Source organism: Curtobacterium sp. C1, assembly GCF_021049325.1.
Lineage (GTDB): Bacteria > Actinomycetota > Actinomycetes > Actinomycetales > Microbacteriaceae > Curtobacterium > Curtobacterium citreum.
The window spans coordinates 883,573-908,171 of record NZ_CP088076.1; the positions used below are offsets into that span (position 1 = coordinate 883,573).

The window sequence follows — 24,599 nt, forward strand, 5'->3', positions numbered from 1 at the left end:
GCTCGTGCGCTGGGCCGGTCCCCGGCTACGCGTGCAGCGCGGTGTTGAGCTGGATGCCCTCGCCCCGTCGCTGCAGTGCCTCGACGGCACCCGTGACGGAGTTCCGGCGGAACAGCACGTTCGGCGCCCCCGAGAGCTCGGCGGCCTTCACGGTCCTGGGCGTGCCGTCCGGGTCCGGGGCGGCCCCGACCAGGACGACCTTCGTGCCGGCCGTGACGTACAGTCCAGCCTCGACCACGGAGTCGTCGCCGAGCGAGATCCCGAGCCCCGCGTTCGCCCCGAGCAGGGCGCGCTCGCCGAGCGACACCCGGTGCGTCCCGCCGCCGGACAGCGTCCCCATGATCGACGCGCCGCCACCGATGTCCGTGCCGTTCCCGACGACGACGCCCTGCGAGACGCGGCCCTCGATCATCGCGTCGCCGAGGGTGCCGGCGTTGAAGTTCACGAAGCCCTCGTGCATGACGGTGGTGCCCGGCGCGAGGTGCGCTCCGAGCCGGACCCGGTTCGCGTCGCCGATGCGCACGCGGTCCGGGACGACGTAGTCGAGCAGGCGCGGGAACTTGTCGACCGCGTGCACGGCGATCCCGGCGCGCTGCAGGACCGGACGGAGCCGGGTGAGGGCATCGGGGTGCACCGGGCCGGCGTTCGTCCACGCGACGATCGGCAGGTGTCCGAAGACACCGTCCAGGCTGATGGTGTTCGGCTGCACGTGCAGGTGGCTGAGCAGGTGCAGGCGCAGGTAGGCGTCGGGCGTGCTCGCCGGGGCGTCGTCGAGCACGATCGCCGTCGTCACCGCCTCGACCCGGACGTCACGCCGCGGGTCGTCGCCGACGTGGGCGCGCAGGTCCTCCGGGAACGCGGCGTCCGCGGGGAGCTCGCCCAGGTGCGTCTCCGGGTACCAGGTGTCGAGGGTGGTGCCGTCGGCGGCGATCGTGGCGAGGCCGTGGCCCCAGGCGTGCGTGGGGCGGTCGGTGGCTGCGGGCGCGTCGGTCACGCGACCAGGTTACCGACCCGCCGGGCCCGGCCACCCGTCCAGCGGGACGGTCGTGGGGGACGCGATCCGTGCCTCCCGACCGGTGCCGTGGACCAGCCGACCGCAGGACGCGGCCGGTACGCTGACCGCATGCCGGAGCTGCTCGACCTCACCGCCTCGTCCATCGACATCACCCGCGTGATCTGCGACATCGAGTCGGTGTCCGGGAACGAGGGCCGCCTCGCCGACGCGATCGAGGCGACGCTCGCGCCCCTCGACCACCTCGAGGTGGTCCGCGACGGCGACGCCGTCGTGGCGCGGACGGACCTCGGTCGGGACCGCCGCGTCGTCATCGCCGGGCACATCGACACCGTGCCGCTGAACCACAACCTGCCGACCGAGTTCCGGACCACGGAGGACGGCACCGAGATCCTCTGGGGTCGCGGCACCGTGGACATGAAGGCCGGCGTCGGGGTGCAGCTCAAGCTGGCGTACGACCTCGTCGCACCGAACGTCGACGTCACCTGGGTGTTCTACGACCACGAGGAGGTCAGCGACTCGCTGAACGGCCTCGGTCGGCTCGCCCGCACCCGGCCGGAGCTGCTCGCCGGCGACTTCGCGATCCTCGGCGAGCCCTCCGGGGCGCAGATCGAGGGCGGCTGCAACGGCAACCTGCGGGCCGAGGTCCGCACGTTCGGCAAGCGCTCGCACAGCGCCCGCAGCTGGATCGGCGACAACGCCGTCCACAAGACCGCGCCGATCCTGGCCACCCTCGCCGCCTACGAGCCGCGCACGGTGACCGTCGACGGCCTCGACTACCGCGAGGGCCTGAACGCCGTCGGGATCTCCGGCGGCATCGCCGGCAACGTCATCCCGGACGAGGCGATGGTCCACGTGAACTACCGCTTCGCGCCCTCGCGCAGCGCGGACGAGGCCGTGGCCCACATCCGCGAGCTCTTCGACGGGTACGACGTGCAGATCGTCGACCTCGCCGCCGGCGCGCGTCCCGGGCTCGACGCCCCGCTCGCGCAGGACTTCGTCGCCGCGGTCGGCGGGCCGGCCCCGCGCCCGAAGTACGGCTGGACGGACGTCGCCCGGTTCTCCGCGCTCGGCGTCCCCGCCGTGAACTACGGCCCCGGCGAGCCGGTCTTCGCGCACCACGACGACGAGCAGGTCCCCGTCGACCAGATCACCGCGGTCGAGGACGGTCTGCGGCGGTGGCTGACGGCGTGACGACGGGCTCCGCGCCGGTCGTCGCGGGGCGTCGGCCGGGGGTGCGGTGGCGCGCCCGGTACCGTGCCGTGCCCTGGTGGGTGCGGATCACCGTCGTGTACGTCGTCGCGCGGATCGTCACCGGGGCGATGCTCCTGGCGTACGCGGGGCAGCAGGCCGCGAACTCGTTCACGGTCCAGCACCCCTCGTACCTGTCGTTCGCCGCGATCTGGGACGGCGCCTGGTACCGGGTGATCGCCACCGGCGGCTACCCGTCGACGCTCCCGGTGGACGCCGCCGGGCACGTCACCGAGAACGCGTGGGCGTTCATGCCGGCGTACCCGTTCCTGGTCCGCGGGCTGATGCTCCTCACCGGGGCGTCGTTCGAGGCCGTCGCCGTGGCGGTGTCGCTGGTCTCCGGGTGGGGTGCCGCGCTCGTGTTCCGACGGCTGCTCGGACGGTTCCTCGACGACGGCCGGGCGACGTTCGCCACGGTGCTGTTCTGCGTCGCGCCGGTGTCCGCGATGTTCCAGGTCGCGTACGCCGAGTCGATGGGGATGTTCCTGCTCCTCGTCGCCCTGCTGCTGCTCGTGGACCGGCGCTGGTGGACGATGCTGCCCGTGGTCCTGCTGCTCGGCATGACCCGCCCCACCGGACTCGCGTTCGGGTTGCTCGTGGCGCTGTTCCTGGTCGTCTGGGCCGTCCGTCCCGCCTGGGTGCGCGAGTCCGCCCGCCCGACCGTCCGCACCGCCCTGCCGCCGCTCGTGGTCGGCGCGGTGTCCGGTCTCGTCGGGCTCGCGTGGCCGGCGATCGCCTGGGCCGTGACCGGGGTGCCGAAGGCGTACACCGACACCGAGCTCGCCTGGCGGTCGTCGTACATCGGCTGGCAGGAGCTCGTGCCGTTCACCCCGTGGGTGCAGGGCTTCGGCTGGTGGTTCCGGCAGCCGGCCGGCGGGATCCTGCTCGCCGTCGCGGTCGTCGGGTTCGCCGTCTTCGTGTTCCAGCCCGCTGCTCGCCGGATCGGGCTCGAGCTGCGGCTCTGGGCGGTGGCGTACGTCGTGTACCTGCTCGCGGTCTTCTTCCCGCAGTCGAGCACCTGGCGCATCCTGCTGCCGATCGCGCCGCTCCTGGGCATCGTGGCGCTGCCCCGGTCACCGGTCTACCGGGTGCTCCTCGTCGCCGCGTGCCTCGTGCTGCAGTGGATGTGGCTCGACGCGTGCTGGTTGGTCGACGGCTACGACTGGACGCCGCCGTGATCGACCTCGCGGTCGTCTGACTCCTCGGCGGCGGCCGTGGCGGACGGGTCCTCGCCCGGGCGCCAGTCGGCCGCCGCGTGCACCATCGCGTTCACCGTCGCGATGAACGGCACCGCGAAGAAGGCGCCGACGACGCCCGCGATGGTGGTGCCCGCGGTGACGCCGAGCACGACGCCGAGCGGGTGCACCTTGACGGCACTGCCGGTCAGGAACGGGTGCAGGACGTGGCTCTCCAGCTGCTGCACGACGATCACCACGGCGAGCATGATGAGCGCCGGCACCAGTCCGTTGAAGACCAGCGCGATGACCACGGCGACGATGCCGGCGACGATCGCGCCGACCACCGGGACGAACGCCCCGAAGAACACGATGACGCCGATGGGCACGGCGAGCGGCAGCCCCAGTGCGAGCGCGCCGATGACGATGCCGAGTGCGTCGGTCACCGCGACGATGAGCTGCACGCGGATGAAGCTGGTGAGGGTCTTCCACCCCGCCTGACCGGCCGCGTCGATGCGGCCGCGGGAGCGCCGCGGGAAGATCCGGACGACCCACGACCAGATCCGGTGCCCGTCGATCAGCACGAAGATCGTCGTGAAGACCACGATGAACAGCCCCTCGAGCGCGTGCACCAGTCCGCTGCCCGCCTCGGCGGCGCCGGACAGGATCGACGTGGCGTGGGTCTGCAGGAACTTCGTCGCCTCGGCCAGGTACTTCGTGACCTGCGCCGAGGTGATGCCGAACGGCTCGGACGCGAGGAGGGTCTGGAAGGTCTGCACGTTGCTCGTCAGGCGTCGCTCGAGCGTCGGCAGGTCGTAGCGGACCTGCGCCGTGACGACGAGCGCCAGGATCCCGAGCACCACCACGACCGAGATGCAGGCCGTCAGCACCGCGAGCCACTTCGGCCACCGGTGTCGTTGCAGGAACGCCGAGAACGGGGCGAGCAGCGCGCAGACGAGCAGCCCGACCAGGAACGGCACCACGATGTCCTGCAGCAGGACCACCAGCGCGACGACGACGGCCAGGGCTGCCACCGTGACGAGGAAGCGCCACGAGAAGGCTCCGGCGATGCGCATGCCCGTGGGCACCGCCTCGGCGACCGGGTCGGCCTGTGGACGGAGCATGGAGCGGATGTTCGGCATTCCCCAAGGTCACCACTCGGAGCCGCGAGAACGTCGCATTCCGACACCCCCAACCTGGGCGGTTTCGCAGTTGCCCCCTCGGTACGGGATAATGGGCGAGCATCTTCTGCACGAAAGGGGACATCTGATGGCAGCGATGAAGCCGAGGACCGGTGACGGGCCGATGGAGGCTGTCAAGGAGGGTCGACTCATCATCGTGCGGGTTCCGCTCGAAGGTGGAGGCCGCCTGGTGGTCTCGGTCAACGACGCCGAGGCCAAGGAACTCCACGACGCACTCGCCGAGGTCGTCTCGGCGTAGTTCCGTCGAAGCACCACCGACAGGAGGCCCGGAGCGCGTACGCTCCGGGCCTCCTGCGCGTGCGGCCGGCCGGGCCCGTGCGCCCCTGCGCCTGTCGGTGCTGCCCGCCAGGATGGTGCCGTGCCCCGCACCCGCCTGCCGATCCGCCGCGTCGAGGAGTACGCGCCCGACCCGCTCCCGCGCGACGCCTGGCCCGCCACGCTCGCGCCCGTCCGGCAGCTGCTCGACGACGGGTTCGACCTGGACCCGGTGACCGTGTTCGTCGGCGACAACGGCGTCGGCAAGTCCACCCTGGTCGAGGCGATCGCGATCGCGTTCGGGATGGGACCGGAGGGCGGCTCGACGATGTCCGGTCACAGCACCCGCCCGAGCGAGTCGCAGCTGTGGGAGCACCTCGTCCTCGTGCGCGAGCCCGGTGCGGCCAAGAGCGGGTTCTTCCTGCGCGCGGAGACCATGCACGGGGTGTTCACGTACCTCGAGCAGCACGGCGGTGGTCGGCCGGAACCGGTGTTCCACGAGCGGAGCCACGGGGAGTCGTTCCTCGACTTCGTGATCGACCGGTCGCAGTGGCCCGGGCTGTGGATCCTCGACGAACCGGAGTCCGCGCTGTCGTTCTCCGGGTGCCTCGCGCTCATCGGGCTGCTGCAGTCCATCGTCGAGACCGGTCGCGGGCAGGTGCTCCTGTCCACCCACTCGCCGGTGCTCGCGGCGTTCCCGGGCGCCGCCGTCCACGAGGTCGGCCAATGGGGGATCCGCCGGACGGCGTGGCAGGACCTCGACCTGGTCCGCGACCAGCGGGCGTTCCTCGCGGCGCCGGAGCGGTACCTGCGCCACCTGGACGCGGGCGGCCGGGACGGTCCCTAGGCGCTGACCTTCGTCATCTGCAGCAGGCCGTCGCCGGCGGGCGAGAGCGCGCTCCGCACGGCCCCGGACGTCGACACCTCGGTCAGGAGCAGTCGGAAGTCCGTGGTCGCGCGGTCCCGACGCACCGGGTCCGCCACCCGACCGCGCCACAGGGCGTGCGGCACGAGGACCGTGCCCCCGACCCGGGCGAGCCGCAGGCCGTGCTCGACGTACTCGATGACGTGCTCCGGGTCGGCGTCCACGAGCACGAGGTCGTACGACGCCTCGTTCATGCGGGGCAGGACCTGGTTCGCCCGACCGGGGATGAGCCGGACGCGGGCGGGGGCGGTACCGGCGGCGATGTAGGCGTCGCGGGCGTACTGCTGGTGGTCGACCTCGACGTCGATCGTCGTGAGCGTGGCCTCGGGCGCACCGCTCAGCAGCCAGAGGCCGGACACCCCGAGCCCGGTGCCGATCTCGATGATGCTCGTGGCGCGCGACGCGGCGGCGACCACGGCGATCTGTGCGCCGATGGCGGGCGAGATCGCCTCGACCCCGAGCTCCAGGGAGTGCTCACGCGCTCGGGCGATCACCTCGGGTTCCGAGACGATGTCCTCGGCGAACTTCCAGTTCGACTCTTTCTCTGACACGCACACTCCGTTCGGAGGACAACTCTACGGGTGTGGCGCAGTGGGGACGGGTTACGCTCGTTTGCGTGTCCATCGACTTCAACAAGATCCTGATCATCGGGATCATCGCGGTGCTGCTCCTCGGTCCGCAGCGCCTGCCGATGTACGCGCAGAAGCTCGCCGAGTTCGTCAAGGCGGTACGCCGCTTCGCGGACACCGCGAAGGACCGCATGCGCGAGGAGATGGGCCCCGAGTTCGACGACGTCGACTGGCAGAAGCTCGACCCCCGGCAGTACGACCCGCGTCGCATCATCCGCGACGCCCTCCTCGACTCCCCGTCCAGCACCGCGAGCGGCATGGCTGCGGTCGAGACCGCGCAGGTCACCGCGTCGAAGGTGCGCGCGACGGCACCGGTGGTGCCGCTCGCCGCGGGCGAGGCGGCACCCTTCGACGCCGAGGCGACCTGACGCCCGTTCCGTGACCCGGTGACGGACGGGAGGCACGGTGCCGGCTGGCACCGTGCCTCCCGTCCGTCCGTGGGTCGCGCCCGGCCGGTCCTTCGAGCCCATCGCAACCGTCCTGGGATGCCGATCCGCGCATTGGAGGGCGGAAGGAACGGCACCCCACGCGCGGATCGGCCCCCGACGCGCAGATCGGCCTCTGATGCGCGGAACGGTCTCCGACGCGGTCAGTCCTTCGTGGCGACGACCGTGAACGTGGTGGGCAGGCGGTCGCGGTCCTCGGCGGGCCAGACCCACGAGCCGTGCCCGTCCTCGACCATGCGGGGGCTGAAGCGCCAGGGGAGCGTGCGTCCCTCGTCGAGCAGCCGCAGGCGGAGCCCGGCGCCGAGCAGGGCGTTCACGACCTCGGACAGCGGGTGCGGCCACTCGTACGTGCGGGTGTGCGCGACGGTGCCCTCGCCGGCGTAGGTGCCCGTGTCCTCCCACTGCTGGGCCGTGCCGTCCGGGAAGTACCGGTACCGTGTCACCAGCTCCGGGGCGCTCTCGTCGAGCGCGTACAGCGCCGGGTGCCCGTCACGGATGAAGAACACCCCGCCCGGCCGCAGGAGCGCTGCGACCTGCGCAGCCCAGCGGTCCAGGTCGGCGAGCCAGCAGATCGTCCCGATGCTCGTGTAGACGACGTCGAAGTCGCCGACCACGGCGGCGCGGGCGTCGAGCACGTCGGTCTCCACCCACGTGACGTCGAGGCCGAGCCGCTCCGCGAGCGCAGCGCCGGAGGCGAGTGCCGGGGCCGAGAAGTCCACGCCGGTGACGCGGGCGCCCTCTCGGGCGAGCGAGATGGTGTCGGTGCCGATGTGGCACTGCAGGTGGCAGACGTCCAGGCCGTCGAGCGAGCCGGACGGCAGCCACCTGGCGAGCACCGGCAGATCGTCCCGCACGACGTCGGAGCGGTGCGCGGGGTCGTCGAGGGCGGCGACGTCGTAGGCGCCCTCGTGGATGGGCACCCGGTCGTCCCAGTTCGCGCGGTTGGTGTCGCGGGCGGCGTCCCAGTCGACGGTGACGTGGTCGGTGTTGCTCATGCCCGCCACGCTAGCGAACCGTTCGTCTGCCGTCGTCCGCTCGGTCGTCCGCGGTTCGCCGCTCGCCGTCGGTCAGGACAGCGAGAGCCCGAGCTTCCGGCCGGCCAGCCCGCGGCCCATCGTCGCGATCGTCGCCGCGATGTCCCGCAGGGCGACCGCCGCGGGGTCCTCGGGGGCGCCCAGGACGACCGGCAGGCCGGTGTCGCCGCCCTCGCGGAGGGGCACCGACAGCGGCACGCGACCGAGCACCGGCACGGGGACGTCCTGGCCGCGCGACAGCCGTGCGGCGGTCTCGTCGCCCCCGCCCTCGCCGAACAGGTGCAGCACGCTGCCGTCCGGCTGGACGAGCCCGGCCATGTTCTCGACGACGCCGATCACCCGCTGCCCGGTCTGGCGCGCCACCACCCCGCTGCGCTCGGCGACGTCGGCCGCGGCCGCCTGCGGCGTGGTCACGACGAGCACCTCGGCGTGGGGGAGCAGCTGCCCGACCGAGATCGCGACGTCCCCGGTTCCCGGCGGCAGGTCGAGCAGGAGCACGTCGAGGTCGCCGAACCACACGTCGGTCAGGAACTGCGCGACCGTGCGGTGCAGCATCGGTCCGCGCCACGACACCGCGGTGGAGACGTCGTCGACGAACATCCCGATCGAGACGACCTTCACGTCGTGCGCGACCGGCGGCAGGATCATGCTGTCCACTCGGGTCGGCCGGGGCGCGACGCCGTTCGCGTCCGTCAGGCCCATCAGCCCGGGGACGCTGAACCCGTGCACGTCGACGTCGACGATCCCGACCCGCTGCCCGGCGGCGGCGAGGGCCGCGGCGAGGTTGACGGTCACGGTGGACTTGCCGACGCCGCCCTTGCCGCTCGTCACGGCGATCACCCGGGTCAGCGAGTCCGGCGTGAACTGCACGCCGCGCGGGCGGTCGCCGCGGAGCCGTTCGGTGAGCGCGGCCCGGGTCGCCGGACTCATCACGGTGACGTCGACGTCGACGTGCCGCACGCCGTCCACCGAACCGGCGGCGGCGCGCACGTCGCGTTCGATCGTGTCGGCGGCCGGGCACCCCACGATCGTGAGCTGCAGGTCGACGCGCACAGCGCCCTCCGGCTGCACGTCGACCCCGCGGATCATGTCGAGCTCCGTGACGGGCCGACGGATCTCCGGGTCGAGCACGCGGCCGAGCGCAGCGAGGACCGCTGCACCCAGACGCTCGTCCGGCTGCTGGGGGTCAGCCACGGGTCCGGGCGCTCCCCGTCTCGTCGTCGAAGGCCTCTGCGGCGTCCCGTCGGTCGAGCTCCTCGAGCAGAGACCGGATCTCGGCGCGGATGAAGTCCTTCGACGCCATCTCCCGCATCGCCAGGCGGAGGGCGACGACCTCGCGAGCGAGGTACTCGGTGTCCGCCAGGTTCCGTTCGGCGCGCTGCCGGTCCTGCTCGAACTGCACCCGGTCGCGGTCGTCCTGCCGGTTCTGCGCGAGCAGGATGAGCGGCGCCGCGTACGACGCCTGCAGGGACAGCACGAGCGTCAGGGCCGTGAATCCGATCGAGGCCGAGTCGAACTGCCAGTTCGCCGGGGCGACCGAGTTGTAGATCATCCAGACGGCACAGAACAGCGTCAGGCCGACGAGGAACCAGGGCGTGCCCATCGCGCGGGCGATGCCCTCGGTCGCACGACCGAAGGTGTCGCCGCGGCCACGGCGGCGGGTCGGGAGCACGCGCGTGCGCATGCCCTTCGGCGAGTCCAGGCGCTCCTGGCGGGAGTCATCCGTTCGGGCCACGAGTGGTCCTCCTTCCCGTGGTCACGGGCGTCTTGCGCGGGCGTTGGCGGAGTCGCGAGGGGGAGTCTCCCTCGCCCTGACTTCGCCAGTCGTCCGGCAGGACGTGGTCGAGGACGTCGTCGATCGTCACCACCCCGACCAGACGGTGGGCGTCGTCGACCACGGGGACGGACACGAGGTTGTAGGTCGCCATCACCCGCGTGACCTCGGCGGCGCTCGCGTCGACGCGCACCGGTTCGGTCTGCTGGTCGATGAGCGTGCCGAGGCGCTCGTTCGGCGGGTACCGGAGCATGCGCTGGAAGTGCACGAGCCCGAGGAACCGGCCGGTCGGCGGCTCGTACGGGGGGAGCGTCACGCAGACGCTCGCGCCGAGGGCCGGGGCGAGCTCGTGCCGACGGATGAGCGCGAGGCCCTCGGCCACGGTCGCGTCGGCGGAGACGATCACCGGCTCGGTGGTCATGAGGCCACCGGCGGTGTCCGGCTCGTACTCCAGGAGCATGCGGACGTCCTGCGCCTCCTCCGGCTCCATGAGCTGCAGCAGGGCCTCGCTCCGGTCGTCGGGGAACTGCGCCAGCACGTCGGCGGCGTCGTCGGGCTGCATCTGGTCGAGGACGTCGGCGGCGCGGGCGTCCTCGAGCCGGGTCAGGATGTCGATGCGCTCCTGGTCGGGCATCTCCTCGAGCACGTCGGCCAGTCGGTCGTCGGGCAGCTCCTCGGCCACCTCGAACCGCCGCTCCTCGGGCAGGTCGAGCAGCGTCGACGCGAGGTCGGCCGGCAGCAGGTCGGAGTACGCGGCGATGACGTGCTCGGCGGACTGGGCCTCGCCGGGGAGCTCGTCCTCGGTGACCTCGTTCCAGGTGGCGAACGTGGTCGGACCCTTGCCGAACGGCGACGGCGTGGTCTTCGGCTTGCGGAGGAAGAGCTGGGACACCTCCCAGTCACCCTGCCCGCGGTCCTCGATCGCGACGTCCTCGATCGTGGCGCGGGTGCGCTCCTTCTTGATGAGGACCTTGCGGCCGAGCATCTCGGCGATCACCCGGACCTCGCCGCCGCGCTGCTCGAAGCGACGCATGTTGACGAGCCCGGTCGTGATGACCTGCCCGGCGCCGATCGAGGTGATCCGGCCGATGCTCACGAAGATCCGACGCTTGCCGGGGACCTCGACGATGAGCCCGACCACATGGGGAGGGTCGACGCGACGGTAGACGACCAGGACGTCCCGGACGCGGCCCACGCGGTCGCCCGCGGGGTCGAAGACGGAGCACCCGGCGAGGCGGGCGACGAAGACCTTCGTGGCGCTCACCCGTCCAGCGTAGTCGCTCGGCTCCCCGCGGACCGGGCAGCGGATCGGCCGCGCCTGAGCGGGTACAGATGTGCCGGTCGCCCGAGCGGTGCCCCGTCGCGCGCTCGCGGCCGGGGAGCTCCCGGGAGGCGTACGTGCGATCGCAAGGTGTCCGGTGGATGATGGCTGGGTGAGCAACCAGAGCCCGTTCGCCGGACGCACCGCCCAGGCCTTCCCCACGCTCCCGCGTGGCGACGTCCTCGGGACCTACGACAGCTACCCCGACGCACAGCGCGTGGTGGCCAAGCTCGCCGAGGCCGACTTCCCGGTCGCGAAGATCGCGATCGTGGGCAACGACCTCAAGACCGTCGAACGCGTCACCGGCAAGATGACGTACGGCCGCGCCGCCGTCGCCGGTGCGCTGTCCGGTCTCTGGCTCGGCATCTTCTTCGGCATCGTCCTGACGCTGTTCTCGCCGAGCGCCGGTGGCCTGATCATCGCCGCCGCGATCATCGGTGCGGCGTTCGGCATGCTCTACGGCATCGTGTCGTTCGCGATCACGAAGCGGCAGCGCGACTTCACGAGCGTGCACCAGGTGCTCGCCACGAACTACCAGATCGTCGTCGACCCGCAGCTGACCGGTCAGGCGCAGCGGATCCTCGGCCAGCACGGGCAGGCCCCGTCGACGCACTGGAACGACGCTCCGCAGCCGGGTGCGCCCGGCACGCAGGCGCGGCCCTTCCAGGGCCAGCAGCCGTGGCGTCCGGGTCCGTCCCAGGGGTCGCCCTACGGTGGCCACGCCACGCCGCACCAGCCTGGAGGCGCGCAGCAGCCGGGTGCGTCGACTCCCGCTCCGCAGACGGATGCGCCGCGCTACGGCACGAACGACGGTCCCCGCTACGGCGAGACGCCGGAGACCGCGCAGCAGCGTCCGCCGGCCGTCGACCCCCGGGTGCCGAACGCGCGTCCGGACGAGCCGCCGCAGTACGGCGAGCGGGTGTCCGGCCAGACGCCGACCGTCCCGGCCCAGCCGGACGCGCCGCGTTCTGCTCCCGGGCAGGACGAGGCTCAGCAGCGCGACGCAGATCGGCGCGACGACCGGGCCTGAGCCGCTCCCCGGCCGTCGGTCCTACAGGACCTTCGAGTAGCAGATCGACCGCGCGGCACCGACGTAGGGACCGAAGTTCGCGATCCGGGTGAAGCCCTCGCGCTCGTAGAACCCGATCGCGCGCTTCTGCTCGTCGCCGGTCTCGAGCACGAGCGCCGGGGACCCGAGGTCGATCGCGGCCTCTTCGAGCCGGCGGAGGATCGCCGACGAGACGCCCGCGCCCCGGGACTCCGGACGCACGTACATGCGCTTGATCTCGGTGATGCCGTCCTGCACGATCCGCAGGCCGCCGCAGCCGAGCGGGGTGCCGTCGGCGTCCCGCGCGAGGAAGAACACCGCGATCGAGTCTGCCGTCGGCTTCTCGCCCGGCTCGGTGTCGCCGCCGTACGCCCGGTCGATCTCCAGACGCTGCGCTGCCCGCAGGCGCTGGGCGTCGGGGGAGTCGAAGTGCTCGACGTCGATCGCGAGCTGGTCCGTGGTCGGGACGGTCTGCTGCGCCGGCGTGGTCTGCGACGGCGTGGTCGGGGGCGTGGTCACCCGCTCAGGCTAGCGGCCGGAGCGGGCGATCCACCCCTCCACTTCCGAGGGGGTCCGGGGGATGCCGACGGACAGGTTCTCGGCGCCGTCCTCGGTCACCAGGACGTCGTCCTCGATGCGGACGCCGATGCCGCGGAACTCCTCCGGGACGGTCAGGTCGTCCTGCTGGAAGTACAGGCCGGGCTCGATCGTGAACACCATGCCGGCCTGGACGGTGCCGTCCAGGTACATCTCGCGGCGGGCCTTCGCGCAGTCGTGCACGTCGAGGCCGAGGTGGTGGCTCGTGCCGTGCACCATGTAGCGGCGGTGGAACTGGTTGTCGGGCTGCAGCGACTCCTCCGCGGTGCCCGGCAGGAAGCCCCACTCGGCGGTCTTCCGCGCGATGACCTCCATCGCCGTGGCGTGCACCTCGCGGAACGTGATGCCCGGCTTGACGATCGCGAACGCGGCGTCGGCGGCTTCGAGCACGGCCTCGTAGACCATCCGCTGCACGTCGGTGAACGTCCCGGAGACCGGGAGGGTGCGGGTGATGTCGGCCGTGTAGAACGAGTCGACCTCGACCCCGGCGTCGATGAGGATGAGGTCGCCCGGCTGCACGGCGCCGTCGTTGCGCGTCCAGTGCAGGATGCAGGCGTGGTGCCCGGACGCGGCGATCGTGTCGTAGCCGACCGTGTTGCCGTCGGCGCGGGCGCGGCGGTTGAACGTGCCCTCGACGATGCGCTCGCCGCGGGGGTGCTCGAGCACGGCGTCGAAGTCACCGATGACGTCGTCGAAGCCGGACTTCGTCGCCTGCACGGCCTTCCGGAGCTCCCGGACCTCGTAGGCGTCCTTCACGAGACGGAGCTCGGACAGGTCGCGGGACAGCACGTCGTCGGTGGCGGGGGCGGCGTCGGTCTCCGGGGCGCCGCCGACCGCGGTGCCGAGCCGGGCGTCGAGCGACCGGGTGAGCTCGTCGTCCGCGTCGCGCACGACGAGGACCGTGGCGTCGAGGTCCTGCGCGACGGCGTCGAACGCGCCGAGGTCGGCCGTCGCGATGCCGAGGTCCGCCGCGACCTCGTCGAGGGACGGACGCGGGCCGACCCAGAACTCGCCGATCTCCGGGTTCGCGTAGAACTCCTCGGAGTCGCGGCCGGCCGTCGCGCGGAAGTACAGCGTGGCGTCGTGCCCGGAGCCGTTCGGCGTCAGCACGAGGACGGAGCCGACGACGGTGTCGGTGCCCCAGCCGGTCAGGTGCGCGAAGGTCGAGTGCGGGCGGAAGGGGTAGTCGCAGTCGTTCGACCGGACCTTCGCCTGGCCGGCCGGGACCACGATCGTGCGGCCGGGGTGCAGCTCGGAGATCCGGGCGCGACGTTCGGCGGCGAACGCGGCCTGCTCGCGCGGCTCCGGCAGGGGGCGCTCGCGGTCGGCCCACTGCGACGCGATGTGGTCCTTGAACGTCGAGGACCCGGGGGTCGTGGAACGGTTGCTCGTCGCGCGGGGAGTCGTGTCGGCCATGCGTCCCATCATCGCACCGACCCCGCGGCCGCACCGACCCGGTCCGCCGACGACCTGGGTCCGCGGCCTGAACGGCCGTTCACGTGTCGGTACGATGAACGGGTGCCCGATCCGTTCATCGACCTGCACGCCCACTCGAGCGTGTCCGACGGCACCGAGCGGCCCGCGGAGCTCGTCGCCGCAGCCGCCGCGGCCGGGCTCGACGGCGTCGCCCTGACGGACCACGACACCACGGCCGGCTGGGACGAGGCGATCGCCGCCGTCGCCGCGCTGCCGATGACCCTGCTGCCCGGGCTCGAGCTGAGCACCCGGGTCGGGTACCGCAGCGTCCACGTGCTCGGGTACCTCGTCGACCCGACCGATCCCGGACTCGTCGCGGAGACGACCCGCATCCGCGAGGGACGGTTCGCCCGCGCCCGCCGCATGGTCGACCGGATCGGCCAGGACCACCCGATCACCTGGGACGACGTGATCGCGCAGTCCACCGACGGCGCCACGATCGGCCGCCCGCACATCGCGGACGCGCTCGTCGCCGCCGGGCTCGAGTCCGACCGGAGCGCGGCCTTCCGCGGCATCCTGCACCCGGCGTCCGGGTACTACGAACCGCACGACGCACCGTCACCGCTGCACGGGGTCGCGCTCATCCGCGCCGCGGGCGGTGTGCCCGTCATCGCGCACCCGGCGGCGTCCTCCCGCGGGATCGTCATCGACGAGCCGATGCTCCGCGAGCTCGTCGACGCCGGGCTCGGCGGCCTCGAGGTCGACCACCGCGAGAACCAGTCCCACGGCAAGCGCACCCTGCTCGACTGGGCAGCCCGCCACGACCTGTTCGTCACCGGGTCGAGCGACTACCACGGCACCGGCAAGCCGAACCGCCTCGGCGAGCACCGCACGGCCCGCGTCGCGTTCGACGCGATCGTGTCCCAGGCGACCGGCAGTGCGCCGGTGCACGGCCCGGGTTCCCGCCTGGCCTGACGCCGCCCGCCTGCCGCCCAGGGCCGAGGGGCGGCAGGTGGGCGGAGACGACGAAGGCCCCGTCGCGTCAGCGACGGGGCCTTGCGGACGGGAGGCGCTACTCGCCCTCGCCGGCTGCCTGCGGTGCCGAGGCGGTCGCCTCGGACCCGGCGCCGCCACTGCGGCGACGGCGACGGCGACGACGCTTCGCGGCGCCGTCGGTCGAGCTGCCCTCGCCGGCGGGCTGCGACGCCTCGGTGGTCGGGGCCGGCGCATCCGAGGACGTGGCGCGCGGGGCGGACTGCTGCGTGCCTCCAGTCCGGGTGCGGGACCGCGAACGCGAGCCGCTGCGCTCACCGGCGGGCTTGTCGGAGCGGCGCTGCTCGCCGGAACCGGCAGCGGCGGCGTGCGAGGACGCCCCGGGGAGGCGACCCTTCGTGCCGGCCGGGATGTCCAGGTCGGTGAACAGGTGCGGGGACGACGAGTAGGTCTCGACGGGCTCGGGGATGCCGAACTCGAGCGCCTTGTCGATGAGCGTCCACTTGTGCAGGTCGTCCCAGTCGACGAACGTGACCGCGATGCCGGTCTTGCCGGCACGGCCGGTGCGCCCGGCGCGGTGCAGGTACGTGTCCGGGTCGTCCGGGATCGTGTGGTTGATGACGTGCGTGACGTCGTCGACGTCGATGCCGCGGGCGGCGACGTCCGTCGCGATGAGCACGTCGCGCTTGCCGGCCTTGAAGGCGGCCATCGCGCGCTCGCGCTGCTCCTGGTTGAGGTCACCGTGCACGGCGGCGGCGTTGAAGCCGCGGTCCTTCAGCTCCTCGACGAGCTTCGCGGCGGCGCGCTTCGTGCGCGTGAAGATGACGGTCTTGCCGCGACCCTCGGCCTGCAGGATGCGGGCGATGACCTCGTCCTTGTCGAGCGAGTGCGCGCGGTAGATGACGTGCTTGATGTTCGCCTGCGTCAGGCCCTCGTCCGGGTCCGTCGCGCGGATGTGCACCGGGCGGGACATGAAGCGGCGGGCGAGCGCGACGATCGGCGCGGGCATGGTCGCCGAGAACAGCATCGTGTGACGCACGGCGGGGACGGCCTGGAAGATCCGCTCGATGTCGGACAGGAAGCCGAGGTCGAGCATGCGGTCGGCCTCGTCGAGGACGACCTCCTGCACGTGGGAGAGGTCGAGCAGGCGCTGGCGCTGCAGGTCGATCAGGCGACCCGGGGTGCCGACGACGATCTGGGCACCGGCCTTGAGCTGCTCGATCTGGCCCTCGTACGCCTTGCCGCCGTAGATCGAGACGATCGTGGTCGGGCGGTTCGAGGTGGCGAGCTCGAGGTCCTCGGTCACCTGCACCGCGAGTTCACGCGTGGGCACGACGACGAGCGCCTTGACGCCGGGCTCGGGGTCGGCCCCGAGGCGCTGGATGAGGGGGAGGCCGAAGCCGAAGGTCTTGCCGGTACCGGTCTTGGCCTGGCCGATGATGTCCTGGCCGGTGAGGGCGAGCGGGATCGTCTGCTGCTGGATCGGGAAGGGCTCGCTGATGCCCTTCGTCGCGAGCGCGTCGACGATGTCCTGCTCGATGGAGAGGTCTGCGAAAGTCAATGGATCACCTTGGTCCTGGTGGGAGTCCCGGTCAGTCTACCGGCGAGGTCGGCCCGCCCCGGTCCACGGGCGTCCGGAGCACGACTGACCGGCCCGTATGCTGTGTCCGTGGTGTCGTGGTGGAACCGGAAGCGCGCTGCGCAGCTCGCCGCCGCGTGGCTCGCGTCGCGCAACCCGCGGGGCGCCTCGCCCGTCGAACGGCTGCAGCTCGACGACGTCAGCCCCGAGCTCGACGTCTTCCTCGGGCAGGCCGCCTACCTGCAGCTCTCGCTGTACGAGACGATGGGCCGTGCCGGTGCCGCTGCACCGACGATGTCCGGCCGCCTGGTGACCGGCGTGCTCGCCACGGCCGCCCTCGACCGGCACCGTACCCTCGTCGCCGAGATCGAGCGGTCCGGCGGCGACCCGGCTGCGCTGATGGAGCCGCACCGCGCCGCGATCGACCGGTTCCTGCTCCGCACGAGCGGCGCGGACTGGTACGAGTCGATGCTCACCGGGTACGTGACCGCGGGCATCCTCAACGACCTGTTCAGCAGCCTGCTCCGCTCCCTGCCCCTGGACGTGCGGCAGCGCCTGCGCTCCGTGTACGACGGGCGCGAGGAGCGCGCGGTCGTCGACGAGCTCGCGGCGCACATCGAGCAGGACCCCCGTGTCGGCTCGCGGCTCGCGATGTGGGGTCGTCGCCTGGTCGGGGACACGCTGCTCGTGGCACGGTCCGCGCTCGCGTCGCACGCCCGGCAGGACCAGGCCCGGCTCGAGCCGGTGTGGACCGAGCTCATCGCGGCGCACACGCGTCGGATGGACGCGCTCGGGCTGACGGCCTAGTCGGGCGCTGCCGGCTTGGTCGGCCGCTGCCGGCTTGGTCGGCCGCTGTCGCGGTGCGCTCAGGCCCTGGCGCGCTCGAAGTACGTGTCGTCGGCTGCGGAGCGGCGTCGGCCCAGCACCCACTCGGCGACGACGGCCACGAGCAGCGCACCGACGAGGGCGACGACCCAGATCCAGGTGCCGTCGTAGCGCCAGCCGGCCCAGGTCAGGGCTTCCCAGACGACCGCGGCCACGACGCCGCCGACGACCGGGCCGAGCAGCACGCCACGCGTCGACCGCCACGGCACCACGACGTGCGCGACGGCCCCGAGGATGAGGCCGCCGAGCACGGCGAAGAGCAGTTCCACGTCAGGCGACGAAGCCGATGCGGCGCGACTCCTCGGCGCCGACCTCGACGTAGGCCAGCGAGGCGACCGGCACGATGAAGCGACGGCCCTTCTCGTCCTTGAGCGACAGGTGGGTCGACTGCGACTCCAGGGCCTGTGCGACGGCCTGCTCGATCTCCTCGGCGGTCTGGGCGGTCTCGAACGCGATCTCGCGCGGGCTGTTGATGATGCCGATCTTGATGTCCACGTGCTCAGCGTACCCATGCGTCCCCCGGCCGGATCGACCGTTCGCCGCGGGCGCACGCGCGGGCGCGGGGACCGTGGCTGTCGGCCGTGCTCGGTAGCGTGTGGCCGTGCCCCGGACCCTGCTGACGACCACGCCAGACGACACCGACGTCGTCCGGCCGCTCGGGGCGGACCCGGCGCAGGACGCCGTCCTCGCGCTGCCCGACGGGGTCCACGCCGCGGTCCTCGGTGCGCCGGGGACCGGGAAGACCACGACGCTCGCCCGGCTCGTCGCCCGGCGCATGAACCGGTCGGACGCGGTCTCGTCGGACGGCCACGCCACGGTCGTCGCACTGACGTCGGCGCGCACCGCCGCCACGGCCCTGCGGGACCGACTGGCCGCCACGGTCGACCGGGTGGTCCCCGGAGCCCTCGCGCGCACGGTGAACTCGCTCGCCTTCCAGGTCGTCGCGCACGCGGCCGCCGCCCAGGGTCAGGACGCGCCGACGCTCCTGACCGGTGGCGAGCAGGACCGGATCATCGGTGACCTGCTCGCCGGGCACGACGCCGACGGCACCGGGCCCGCGTGGCCGGAGCCGATCACCGCGGTCGTCCGCGAGCGCGCCGGGTTCCGGACGGCGCTCCGGGACGTCATGATGCGTGCGGTGGCGGCCGGCATCGAACCCGAGGACATGCGGGAGCTCGGGGACGAGGCAGGCCGACCCGAATGGCGTGCGGTCGGGGACTTCGTCGATGAGTACCGCGCAGCGCTCACCGCGTTCCGCTCGACCTCGCTCGACGCGGCGGAGCTCGTCGCCTACGCCACCGCCGCGGTGCTCCGCGGGCAGGTCCCACCGAGCGTCGCGGCACTGCGGCTCGTGGTGGTGGACGACACGCAGGAGCTGGTCGAGGGCGAGGTCGCACTGCTCGGCGCGCTCGCCCGGTCCGGCACCCGGGTCGTCGCGTTCGGCGACCCGGACATCGCGTCCTCGGCGTTCCGCGGTGCTGAGCCGGACGTGCTCGGTCGGCTCGCGGTGCGCCTCGGTGTGCCCCGGGTCGAGGAGATCGTCCTCGGGACCGTGCACCGGCACCCGGCTCCGATCCGTGAGCTCGTCGGCGCCGTGACGGGCCGCATCGGGGCCGCGGCGGCCGGTCGCCAGCGGACGGCCACCGCGTCGACCACCGACGCCCGCTCCGACGCGGTGCTGCACCTCGAGGCGGGCAGCCGGTCGGCGCTCGTCGTCGCCGTGGCCCGACGCCTCCGTGAACACCGCCTGCTCGACGGGGTGCCGTGGCACCGGATGGCCGTCGTCACCCGCAGCGGTGCGGCGATCCCCGAGCTCGTCCGTGCGCTCTCCGTCGCCGAGGTCCCGGCCACCGCCGGTGCCGCTCCGGTCCGACCCCGCGACGACTCCGCGGCGCGTGCGCTCCTCGACGCGGCCGCGGTGTCGCTCGACGTCCTGCCGCTCGACGCCGAACTGGCCACCGCGTTCGCCACGGGACCGCTCGGCGGACTCGACACCCTCGCGATGCGCCGACTCCGACTCGCCCTGCGCCGCGAGGAACTCGCCGGTGGCGGGACCCGGACGGCGGACGAGCTCCTCGTCGAGGCGCTCGGGGCGCCGGAGCGGCTCGCGACCGTGGACGCCGGGTTCGCCCGTCGCGCCACCCGTCTGGCCCGCAGCCTGGTGCAGGCGCGTGCCGACGCGGACGGCGGGGCGAGCATCGAGGAGATCCTCTGGGGACTGTGGGAGCGCAGCGGGCTGGCCGGGGTCTGGGGAGGACAGTCGGCGGCGGGCGGTGTCGGTGCGGCCGAGGCCGACCGGCACCTGGACGCCGTGGTCGGGCTCTTCACCGCCGCGAAGCGCTTCGTCGAACGGACGCCGGACGCCCCGGCACGCGTCTTCGTCGACGACCTGCTGGGCGCGGACCTGCCCGAGGACTCGATCGGACCCGACCGGACCGCCGGGCGGGTCCGCGTGCTGACCCCGTCCGCGACGATCGGGCTCGAGTGCGACATCGTGGTGGTCCTCGGGCTGCAGGACGGCGTCTGGCCGAACACCCGCGTCCGGGGCAGCCTGCTCGACCCGGACGGGCTCGTGCGCGCCGCGAACGGGATCGCCCACGGTCCCGTCGACGACCGTGCCGCCGTGGTCGCCGACGAGCTGCGGCTCTTCGCCCGTGCGGTGTCCCGCGCCACCACCCAGGTCGTCGTCGGCACGGTCGCGAACGACGACGAGGCGCCGTCGCCCTTCGTCCGGCTCGTTCCGGTGCCGCCCGACCGCCAGCCCGCCGCGCACCCGCTCTCGCTCCGCGGGCTCGCCGGGTCGCTGCGGCGACGGGTCGTGACGACCGGCGACCCCGAAGCGGCATCGGCCCTCGCCCGGCTCGCCGAGGCCGAGGTGCCGGGCGCCTCGCCGGACGACTGGTACGGGCTCGCCGAGCCCACGACCGACGAACCCCTCGTCGACCTCGACGCCCCGCCGGCACCCCTGCACGAGGGCGGCGAGCCGGTCGCACCGGCGGTCTCCGTGTCGCCGTCGCGGATCGGCACGTTCGAGGAGTGCCCGGTGCACTGGTTCGTGCAGACCTTCGGCGGCGGCGCTCCGAGTCCGGCGATGGGCATCGGCACGATCGTGCACGAGACGATGGAGCACGCGACCGCCGTCGACGTCGAGTCCCTGTGGGAACAGGTCGAGGCGCGGTGGGGCGAGCTGACCTTCGAGTCACCGTGGGTCGCCGACCGCGAGCGGGCCCGGACCCGTCGGATGATCGAGGGCCTCAGCGACTACCTCCGGACCTTCGCCGGGGCGGGGCGTCGACTGCTCGGCGCGGAGACGTCCTTCGCGCTCGAGACCGGCCCGGCGCGGCTGCGGGGGAGCATCGACCGGATCGAGGTCGACCCGGACGGGCGCGTCAGCGTCGTGGACCTGAAGACCGGTCGCTCGATGCCGAGCGAGAAGAACGACATGCCCGCGCACCCGCAGCTCGGCGCGTACCAGCTCGCGGTCGAGGACGGTGCGGTCGAGGGGGTCCCGGCCGGGTCCGCGATGGCCGATGCACGGCTCGTGTTCGTGCAGAACCCGCGGAGCGGCTCGGCCTACTCGGAGCGCACGCAGCACGCGTTCGACGACGAGGCGCGTGCGGCGTACCGGGAGCGGCTGCACGAGGTCGCCCGGGGCATGGCCGGCCGGACGTTCCTGGCGCGCGTCGACGACCACTGCGCCAAGGCCCGGACCGGGGTCGAGTGCCGGATCCACCTGGTGGGGGAGGTCACCTGGTGACGACGGACACGAGCGGAACGACGGACACGAGCGACGCCGGGGCGCTCCCCACCGTCGGCGCGCCCCGGACGTCTCAGCACGACGCGGACGCCATCGCCGACGCCCTCGGACGCCCCCGCCCGACCGCCCAGCAGCGCGCCGTCATCGAGTCCCCGCTCGCCCCGGCGCTCGTCGTCGCGGGCGCCGGCAGCGGCAAGACCGAGACGATGGCGTCGCGCGTCGTCTGGCTCCTCGCGAACGGCTTCGTCCGACCGGCCGAGATCCTCGGACTGACCTTCACCCGCAAGGCCGCCGGAGAGCTCTCGGTCCGGATCAACGACCGCATCCGTGCACTCGAGGACGTCGGACTGCTGGACGCCGGCGACGCGTTCGAGGCGCCGACCGTGTCGACCTACAACGCCTTCGCGAACGCGGTGTTCCGCGAGAACGCCCTGCTCGTGGGGCGGGACGGCGAGTCCCAGGTGCTCACGGAGCCGTCCGCCTGGCAGCTCGCGCGCCGGGTCGTCGTGGCCGCCCGGGACGACCGGCTGGCCGGACTCGACCGCGACGTCGACACCGTCACGGCCGCCGTCGTCGCCCTCGCCGGTGCCGTGTCCGAGCACCTGGTCGACCCGGACCGACTCCGTCGCTTCGCCGTCGACTTCGGCGCCCTGCTCGAGCTGCCGGGCAACAACCGCGGCAACCCGTACAAGGCGGTCACCGACGCGGTGCGTGCCGTCGGGGCCCTCGAGCCACTCGTCGAGCTGGTCGAGGAGTTCCGGCGGCAGAAGGTCGACCGCGGCTTCGTCGAGTTCTCCGACCAGATCGCGCTCGCCCTTGCGGCCGCCGAGTCCGCCCCCCGCGTGGTCGAGGACCTGCGCACCCGGTTCCGCGTCGTCCTGCTCGACGAGTACCAGGACACCTCGGTGGTGCAGACGCGCTTCCTCGCCCGGCTGTTCCGGGGCCACCCGGTGATGGCGGTCGGCGACCCGCACCAGTCGATCTACGGCTTCCGCGGTGCGAGCGCGGCGAACCTCGCGCGCTTCCCGCGGGACTTCGGCGACGGTGACACCGTCCCCGTCACGTTCGCGCTGTCGACGAGCTGGCGGAACCCGGTGGACGTGCTGGCCGGGGCGAACGCCGTCGTCGGGCCGCTGTCCGACGCGTCCGAGGTCGCCGTCGAGCGCCTCGCCCCACGACCCGGTGCGGACGCGGGCACCGTCGACGTGGCCTTCCTGGAGACCCTGCCGGAGGAAGCCGACGCCGTCGCCCGATGGTTCGCCGCACGCCGCGCGGCCGACCCCGCCGGCTCGATGGCGCTCCTCCTGCGCTCACGGAAGGACCTGTTCGCGTTCACCGGCGCCCTGGCCGACCACCGCGTCCCGTTCCACGTGCTCGGCACCGGCGGACTCCTCCAACGGCCGGAGATCGTCGACCTGGTCGCCTGCCTGCGAGTGCTGCACGACCCGGCCGCCGGGAACGACCTCATCCGCCTGCTCGTCGGCGCCCGGTGGCGTGTCGGTGCCGCGGACGTCAAGGAGCTGCACGGTCTCGCGCGCTGGCTGTTCAGCCGCGACCACACCCACCAGCGACTCGACGACGACGTGACGGCGGCCTTCCGGGCGTCGGTCGCGGTCGGCGAGCACGGATCGATCGTCGACGCCCTGGACTTCGTCGCCACCGCCCCGGACGAGCACGGCGCGCTCGCCGCGATCAGTCCGGCGGGCCGGGCCCGGATGCGCGCGCTCGGGCAGCAGCTCGCCGCACTGCGCGCCCGGGCCGCAGGCGACCTGGTCGACTTCGTCACGCTCGTCGTGCAGGAGATGCAGCTCGACGTCGAGGTCGCGGCGCACGAGCAGGGGAGCGGCGCCTTCCTGGACGCCTTCGTCGACGAGCTCGCCGGCTTCGTGACGACCGACGACCGCGCCGACCTCGGGGCGTTCCTCGGGTGGATCGACGCGGCCGCGCGGCGCGACGACATGGGGCCGCGGTCCGAGGAGCCCGAGGCCGGCACGGTCCAGATCCTGACGATCCACGGCTCGAAGGGCCTGGAGTGGGACGCGGTCGCCGTGCCCCGGCTCGTCGAGGGCGCGCTGCCGGCCCGGCCGCAGGAGGGATCATCCGGCTGGCTCGGCTTCGGACGCCTGCCGTACGAGTTCCGCGGCGACGCCGAGGAGCTCCCGCGGCTCGACTGGCGGGGACGCGCGTCGCAGAAGGAGGTCGTCGACGCGATCGACGCCTACCGCGAGCAGGTCGCTGCACGCAACGAGGACGAGGAGCGCCGGCTCACCTACGTCGCACTCACGCGGGCTCGGCACGACCTGCTCGTGTCGGGCTCGTTCTGGGCCGGCGGTGTCCGGCCGACGGATCCGAGTCGGTACCTGCGCGACCTGGTCGAGGCCGGGGTCGTCGACGCCGATGCGGTCCCGGACGGCACGTCGTACGAGGAGGACCCACTCGGTACCGACGGCGCGGTCCAGTCCTGGCCGCACGCCCCGTTCGGTTCCCGGGGGACGCGGGTCCTCGCGGCGGCCGAACGGGTCCGGAACGCCAACCCGGGAGCGGCCGGCCGCTTCGCCGCGGACATCGACCTGCTGCTGGCTGAACGCCAGGCCCAGCGGTCCGCCCGGCACACGGTCGCGATCCCGCACCGCGTGCCGGCCTCGGGCTTCAAGGACTACCTCGCGCAGCCGGACCGCGTCGCGGAGCGGCTGCGACGACCGATGCCGGAGCGGCCCTACCGGGCGACCCGCCTGGGGACGCTCTTCCACCAGTGGGTGGAGCAGCGCGTGGCCCGCGGCGGATCGCTCGAGACGCTCGACGCCTGGGACGGCGAGCTCGACCTCGATCCCGACGAACTCGGAGCGGCCGACGCGGACGCCGCGGTGACCGACGACGACGCCCGCCGACTCGCCACGTTCCAGGAGACGTTCTCCCGGTCCCGCTGGGCGGACCGCGTGCCCGTCGAGGTCGAGCGCGAGATCCACATCCCGTTCCTCGGGCACAGCGTCGTCTGCAAGCTCGACGCGGTGTACGAGATCGACGGGCGCGCCGAGGTCGTCGACTGGAAGACGGGGAAGGCACCGTCCAGCGCCGACGACCTCGCGGCACGGCAGCTGCAGCTCGCGCTCTACCGTGTCGCCTACGCCGAGTTCACGGGGCGGCCGGTCGACGAGGTCGACGCGGTCTTCTACTTCGTCGCGGACGACCTCGAGGTGCGGCCGACCGACCTGCTGGACCGGGACGGGCTCGAGCGCGCCTGGCGCGCGGCGCTCGGCTGATCCGGGCGCGACCCGGTGACGGACTGGAGGATCGTGGCGG

At 73.2% G+C, this 24,599-nt stretch carries 22 protein-coding genes; 10 read left to right on the plus strand and 12 right to left on the minus strand.

What is annotated here, in order from left to right; all coding sequences use genetic code 11:
- Positions 1-25: 25 nt before the first annotated feature.
- Positions 26-994 carry a 2,3,4,5-tetrahydropyridine-2,6-dicarboxylate N-succinyltransferase gene (gene dapD / locus LQK89_RS04405; protein ID WP_058741475.1) on the minus strand — a complete coding sequence of 323 codons (969 nt, stop codon included), beginning with the start codon at positions 992-994 and terminating at the stop codon, positions 26-28.
- A 129-nt stretch (positions 995-1,123) separates the two neighbouring features.
- Between dapD and dapE the strand changes: the two genes are divergently transcribed.
- Positions 1,124-2,206, plus strand: a complete 1,083-nt coding sequence (dapE, locus tag LQK89_RS04410) for a succinyl-diaminopimelate desuccinylase (RefSeq protein WP_174778700.1) — start codon at positions 1,124-1,126, stop codon at positions 2,204-2,206.
- Positions 2,191-3,441: a hypothetical protein gene (locus tag LQK89_RS04415; protein ID WP_231050319.1), complete on the plus strand. Its 1,251-nt coding sequence runs from the start codon at positions 2,191-2,193 to the stop codon at positions 3,439-3,441. The genes dapE and LQK89_RS04415 overlap by 16 nt, the downstream gene beginning before the upstream one ends.
- On the opposite strand, the gene LQK89_RS04420 is transcribed toward LQK89_RS04415, so the two are convergent.
- Entirely contained in the window at positions 3,420-4,562 is a 1,143-nt protein-coding gene (locus tag LQK89_RS04420) for an AI-2E family transporter (RefSeq protein ID WP_217508198.1), read from the minus strand. The two genes, LQK89_RS04415 and LQK89_RS04420, sit on opposite strands and share 22 nt — an antisense overlap.
- A 145-nt stretch (positions 4,563-4,707) precedes the next feature.
- Between LQK89_RS04420 and LQK89_RS04425 the strand changes: the two genes are divergently transcribed.
- Positions 4,708-4,878, plus strand: coding sequence for a DUF3117 domain-containing protein (locus LQK89_RS04425; protein ID WP_017887054.1), 171 nt, complete (start codon positions 4,708-4,710; stop codon positions 4,876-4,878).
- Between the two features lie 120 nt (positions 4,879-4,998).
- A complete protein-coding gene (locus LQK89_RS04430) occupies positions 4,999-5,742 on the plus strand; it encodes an AAA family ATPase (RefSeq protein ID WP_175326663.1) in 744 nt (247 codons plus the stop codon).
- Here LQK89_RS04430 and LQK89_RS04435 read toward each other — a convergent pair.
- Positions 5,739-6,371: an O-methyltransferase gene (locus LQK89_RS04435; RefSeq protein WP_058741479.1), complete on the minus strand. Its 633-nt coding sequence runs from the start codon at positions 6,369-6,371 to the stop codon at positions 5,739-5,741. The two genes, LQK89_RS04430 and LQK89_RS04435, sit on opposite strands and share 4 nt — an antisense overlap.
- Before the next feature lie 65 nt (positions 6,372-6,436).
- Between LQK89_RS04435 and LQK89_RS04440 the strand changes: the two genes are divergently transcribed.
- A complete protein-coding gene (locus LQK89_RS04440) occupies positions 6,437-6,817 on the plus strand; it encodes a twin-arginine translocase TatA/TatE family subunit (RefSeq protein WP_058741480.1) in 381 nt (126 codons plus the stop codon).
- A 221-nt stretch (positions 6,818-7,038) separates the two neighbouring features.
- On the opposite strand, the gene LQK89_RS04445 is transcribed toward LQK89_RS04440, so the two are convergent.
- The 4 genes from LQK89_RS04445 to LQK89_RS04460 form a co-directional block, all read right to left on the minus strand.
- The gene (locus tag LQK89_RS04445; RefSeq protein WP_231050320.1) at positions 7,039-7,890 is read right to left on the minus strand and encodes a class I SAM-dependent methyltransferase; all 852 of its coding nucleotides are present in this window, start codon (positions 7,888-7,890) and stop codon (positions 7,039-7,041) included.
- Between the two features lie 72 nt (positions 7,891-7,962).
- Entirely contained in the window at positions 7,963-9,123 is a 1,161-nt protein-coding gene (locus LQK89_RS04450; RefSeq protein ID WP_231050321.1) for a P-loop NTPase, read from the minus strand.
- A complete protein-coding gene (locus LQK89_RS04455; RefSeq protein ID WP_141863260.1) occupies positions 9,116-9,613 on the minus strand; it encodes a DUF1003 domain-containing protein in 498 nt (165 codons plus the stop codon). The genes LQK89_RS04450 and LQK89_RS04455 overlap by 8 nt, the downstream gene beginning before the upstream one ends.
- Positions 9,614-9,647: 34 nt before the next feature.
- The gene (locus LQK89_RS04460) at positions 9,648-10,967 is read right to left on the minus strand and encodes a magnesium transporter MgtE N-terminal domain-containing protein (RefSeq protein WP_058741482.1); all 1,320 of its coding nucleotides are present in this window, start codon (positions 10,965-10,967) and stop codon (positions 9,648-9,650) included.
- A 169-nt stretch (positions 10,968-11,136) separates the two neighbouring features.
- Between LQK89_RS04460 and LQK89_RS04465 the strand changes: the two genes are divergently transcribed.
- Positions 11,137-12,054 (plus strand): general stress protein, encoded by a 918-nt coding sequence (locus LQK89_RS04465; RefSeq protein WP_175326668.1) that lies wholly within the window; start codon positions 11,137-11,139, stop codon positions 12,052-12,054.
- 21 nt (positions 12,055-12,075) lie between these two features.
- Here the strand turns inward: LQK89_RS04465 and LQK89_RS04470 are convergent, their stop codons facing one another.
- Entirely contained in the window at positions 12,076-12,591 is a 516-nt protein-coding gene (locus tag LQK89_RS04470) for a GNAT family N-acetyltransferase (RefSeq protein ID WP_231050322.1), read from the minus strand.
- A 9-nt stretch (positions 12,592-12,600) separates the two neighbouring features.
- Positions 12,601-14,085: an aminopeptidase P family protein gene (locus tag LQK89_RS04475; protein WP_058741515.1), complete on the minus strand. Its 1,485-nt coding sequence runs from the start codon at positions 14,083-14,085 to the stop codon at positions 12,601-12,603.
- A 102-nt stretch (positions 14,086-14,187) separates the two neighbouring features.
- Here LQK89_RS04475 and LQK89_RS04480 point away from each other — a divergent pair, with 102 nt between their 5' ends.
- Complete coding sequence (locus tag LQK89_RS04480; protein WP_058741484.1) at positions 14,188-15,060, plus strand: PHP domain-containing protein; 873 nt, start codon at positions 14,188-14,190, stop codon at positions 15,058-15,060.
- Positions 15,061-15,157: 97 nt separating this feature from the next.
- Here LQK89_RS04480 and LQK89_RS04485 read toward each other — a convergent pair whose 3' ends face one another.
- Complete coding sequence (locus LQK89_RS04485) at positions 15,158-16,639, minus strand: DEAD/DEAH box helicase (RefSeq protein WP_058741485.1); 1,482 nt, start codon at positions 16,637-16,639, stop codon at positions 15,158-15,160.
- Positions 16,640-16,747: 108 nt separating this feature from the next.
- Here LQK89_RS04485 and LQK89_RS04490 point away from each other — a divergent pair, with 108 nt between their 5' ends.
- Positions 16,748-17,464 carry a ferritin-like fold-containing protein gene (locus LQK89_RS04490; protein WP_229666750.1) on the plus strand — a complete coding sequence of 239 codons (717 nt, stop codon included), beginning with the start codon at positions 16,748-16,750 and terminating at the stop codon, positions 17,462-17,464.
- 59 nt (positions 17,465-17,523) lie between these two features.
- Here the strand turns inward: LQK89_RS04490 and LQK89_RS04495 are convergent, their stop codons facing one another.
- Positions 17,524-17,811: a hypothetical protein gene (locus LQK89_RS04495; RefSeq protein WP_058741488.1), complete on the minus strand. Its 288-nt coding sequence runs from the start codon at positions 17,809-17,811 to the stop codon at positions 17,524-17,526.
- Position 17,812: 1 nt separating this feature from the next.
- On the minus strand, positions 17,813-18,037 hold the full coding sequence (locus tag LQK89_RS04500; protein ID WP_058741489.1) for a DUF3107 domain-containing protein: 225 nt from the start codon (positions 18,035-18,037) through the stop codon (positions 17,813-17,815).
- Between the two features lie 106 nt (positions 18,038-18,143).
- On the opposite strand from LQK89_RS04500, the gene LQK89_RS04505 reads away from it, so the two are divergent.
- Positions 18,144-21,299, plus strand: a complete 3,156-nt coding sequence (locus LQK89_RS04505; RefSeq protein ID WP_231050323.1) for a UrvD/REP family ATP-dependent DNA helicase — start codon at positions 18,144-18,146, stop codon at positions 21,297-21,299.
- Complete coding sequence (locus LQK89_RS04510) at positions 21,296-24,559, plus strand: UvrD/REP family DEAD/DEAH box helicase (protein WP_231050324.1); 3,264 nt, start codon at positions 21,296-21,298, stop codon at positions 24,557-24,559. Before LQK89_RS04505 ends, LQK89_RS04510 begins: the two co-directional genes overlap by 4 nt.
- Positions 24,560-24,599: the final 40 nt, after the last annotated feature.